At 58.1% G+C, this 3346-nt stretch carries 4 protein-coding genes; 2 read left to right on the forward strand and 2 right to left on the reverse strand.

The annotated features are described in order from the left end of the window. Both rssB and ACXRVY_RS21045 read right to left on the reverse strand, forming a co-directional pair. A partial coding sequence (gene rssB, locus ACXRVY_RS21040) for a two-component system response regulator RssB (RefSeq protein WP_458238151.1) occupies nucleotides 1-1099 on the reverse strand: 1099 nt, incomplete at its 3' end. A gap of 390 nt (nucleotides 1100-1489) precedes the next feature. Beyond that, nucleotides 1490-2179, reverse strand: coding sequence for an MlaA family lipoprotein (locus tag ACXRVY_RS21045; protein ID WP_223462649.1), 690 nt, complete (start codon nucleotides 2177-2179; stop codon nucleotides 1490-1492). Between the two features lie 201 nt (nucleotides 2180-2380). Between ACXRVY_RS21045 and ACXRVY_RS21050 the strand changes: the two genes are divergently transcribed. Both ACXRVY_RS21050 and ACXRVY_RS21055 read left to right on the forward strand, forming a co-directional pair. Next, a complete protein-coding gene (locus ACXRVY_RS21050; RefSeq protein WP_223462648.1) occupies nucleotides 2381-3001 on the forward strand; it encodes an HAD family phosphatase in 621 nt (206 codons plus the stop codon). Between the two features lie 112 nt (nucleotides 3002-3113). Further along, the coding region (locus tag ACXRVY_RS21055; protein ID WP_458238152.1) for a DUF4404 family protein at nucleotides 3114-3346 on the forward strand (233 nt) is incomplete at its 3' end.

The raw sequence follows: 3346 nt of genomic DNA on the forward strand, positions 1-3346 counted from the left end.
CATCCAGGGTGCCGCCCGCAGCCTTGACCCGTTGGGGCAACGCCGCCTCTTTTTCTTTGAGTGTGGGTTCTGGCAAAAGATCCAGAATGCCATCAGACATTAGCGTCAGGCTGAACGTCGATGGCAGTTCCAGCACGTGGTCTTCGTAGGTGGCTTCGTTGAAAAGCCCCACCGGCAGGCCACGCCCTTCCAGATAACGAACACCGTCTGGCGTGTACAACACTGGCAACGGCAGATGACCGCCGATGCTATAGGTCAACAAACCGGTCTCCTCGTCGATGACTCCACCGACCATTGTGACGTGTTTACCCAGCTTACAACTGATCAGGCCCCGGTTGATATGACCAAGAACCTCTGAAGGCTTGAATTCCGGCAAGGTGCCGCTGCGCCTGGATTCGAACAGCAAGCGCGTGGTCATGAACTTCAACAGCACGGTGACGAAGGCTGAAGAGGCGCCATGACCGGAAACGTCCGCCAGGTAAAAGGCGACCCGGCGCTCGTCGACCCGGAAGTAGTCGACGAAATCACCCGACAGGTACAGCGACGGGATGATCTGGTGAGCAAATTTGAACTCGTTGATGGCCCAGGGGCTGACCGGCAGCATGTTCATCTGCACCTGGCGACCGGCGTTCTGGTCCTCCTGGAGCAGGTTCAGGCTGGCTTCGAGTTCGCGGTTGGCCTTCTCCAGCTTCTCGCGGTAGCGCTGGTTCTCCAGCAACAGGCGCGCACGATCCAGGGCCCGGCGCACGGAGTGCTCGAGCACGGCCAGATCTTCGAGAGGCTTGATCAGGTAGTCCGCTGCGCCCAGGCGCAGGGCTTCGACCGCGTCGTTCATCACGCCCGCACCTGAAACCACAATCACCGGCGTTTGCGGTGACAGTTCGGTGACCTGGCGGATGAGTTCGAGTCCGCCCATCTGCGGCATGCGCAGATCGCAGATGACCAGGTCGGGCTTGTCTTGCTCGAATACCTGAAGGCCCTGCTGACCATTGCTGGCCTGCAAGACGCTGAAACCACTGTCTTCCAAATAGGCGGCGAGGCTCGCGCGAACTACTTCGTCATCATCGATTATCAGCAGCGTGGCACTGGTTTTTCGCATGTGGGCAAACGGCGCCAGAATTAGGTTGGCGTAGCAGGCGGGGACTTTGGCCCGGCGCTGACTACTGGATTCGCTTTCTAGCCTCTCTGTCGCACCGTTTTCGAGCATTTGCCCTACACACATGTACACCAGAGGTGCCCTTCTAAGGCGCAGACGGTACTCCCATCCGCGGGGCGTTTCAAGCTCACGCCGATGGTCACCTGACGTCTTTATTTGTCAAATCACCGAGAGTTATAAGAACAGACAAATCCGTAACCCAATGGAAGGTTCGAACCCATGAGTCAAACCGGCGGGACTACAGTGAAAAGCGCGATTACATCAGCATGCGGGTCTTCGCAGACAAAAAAGGCGGCCTGTTGATGGCCGCCTTTTCCAGTTTACCGGTCGAGATCAAAAATCGTCTTCAACCTTACCGTCTTTCACCTTGAACTCACGGTTCTGCAAGTACGCATTGCGGATGAAGGTGTACTTGTCGCCGGTGATCAGCTTCTCGCTCGACAGCAGATTGGCGCGGGTATCGATGATGTCCAGCGCGAAGAACGAGTTACGCACAGGTACGTCGTTGACGTAACGATAAGCACCGGTATAGCTGTCGACGTACTTGGACGGCGCATCACGCAAGGTGCTTGGGCCCAGGAATGGCAACATCACGTAAGGGCCGCTGCCGACACCCCAGTAACCCAGTGTCTGACCGAAGTCTTCGTCATTGCGCTGCAGGCCCATTTTGGTGCCGACATCAATGACGCCCAGCAAGCCGAAGGTGGTGTTGAAAATGATTCGTGCGGTATCAACGCCTGCGGCGCGAGGTTTGGCCTGCAGGATATCGTTGGCCAGGTTGCGCACATCGCCGATGTTGCGAAAGAAGTTATGAACGCCGTCTTCGACAAACTGCGGCGTTATGTACTGGTAACCCTGGGCCAGGGGCTTCAGCGCGTAGGTGTCGATCACGTCGTTGAACTTGTAAATCGGGCGGTTGACGCTTTCCCAAGGATCCTCTTCCGTGGCTGCCTGGGCAACGAACGGAACCAGCATCACACTGGCGCACACACAAATCCTGGCTAGATGATTGCTCCAGCGCATAGAAAAAAACTCCTTGGTTTGTACTGGCTCAGGCGCGTGGCCCGGGCAATAAGTTGCCAAGTATAAGACGTAAACGCTGTTTAAGGCACTTTGCACGAAATCCACATTGAAGGAATCGTGCCAAATGCGAGCGATTCACGTCCATGTCACTCAACTGTCACCGTCGCCCGCTAGCCTTCAGGCTATTTCAGGGACGTCCACATGCCGCTCGCCGAAGCCTTGCCCCAAACTGCACCCAGCCTGACCGCCGTACTGTTCGGCCTCAGTGGCTGCCTGGTGGATTTCGGCGCATACACGCGCCGGCACGGCAGTCACTCGGCCGAACACGCCGAGGCCACACCCGGCGCACTGGATAGCCTGCGCAGCTTGCAGCGCCGGCAAATCCCCTGCGCCTGGCTCGATGAGCTGCCCCCTGCCTTGAGCCAATCCCTGGCCGCTGCGTTGCCTGAATGGATCCAGCCATCGCAACATTTAGCAACAAATACCCCATGGCCCGCCCCGAATGCCTGCTGGCAAGCCTTGATGACCCTGAACGTCGAGCGACTCGACGGCTGCGTACTGGTGAGCGGCGAACCCCGCCTGCTGCAAGCGGGGCTCAATGCCGGGTTGTGGACCATCGGCCTGGCGTCCTGCGGCTCGCTGTGCGGATTGACGCCTCAGGAATGGCAAGCGCTGACCCCGCAGGGGCGCGACATCAAACGCGCCAAGGCGACGATGCAACTGTTCGGTCTTGGCGTGCATTCGGTGATCGATCACCTCGGTGAACTCGACACCTGCCTGGCCGATATCAGCTTGCGGCGGCTCAAGGGCGAAAAGCCCTGACCGAGATCATGCACGTTGCGCGCGAGTGGATTAATCTAAAGGTCAGGCATCGACCTTTGGCCTTCGGTCATGGTCTATGCCAGTGCCTATCGATTAAAGAAGGAAGAACGCCATGCCTGCCCGCGAACTGCAAGAACAGCTCAATGCCCTGCGCGAGCAATTGGAACAGAATCCTCCGTTGTCCGAAGCCGAGCGCGCCGAGTTACACGAACTGATGCAGCAGATTGAGTTGAAGCTTGAACTGGAAACCAAAACCCAGGATTCCAGCCTCGCTGACGGCGTCAACCTGGCCGTGGAACGCTTCGAACTCGAACACCCCACCCTTGCCGGGACCCTGCGCAATAT

It is taken from the genome of Pseudomonas sp. P5_A2_2 (assembly GCF_054177685.1).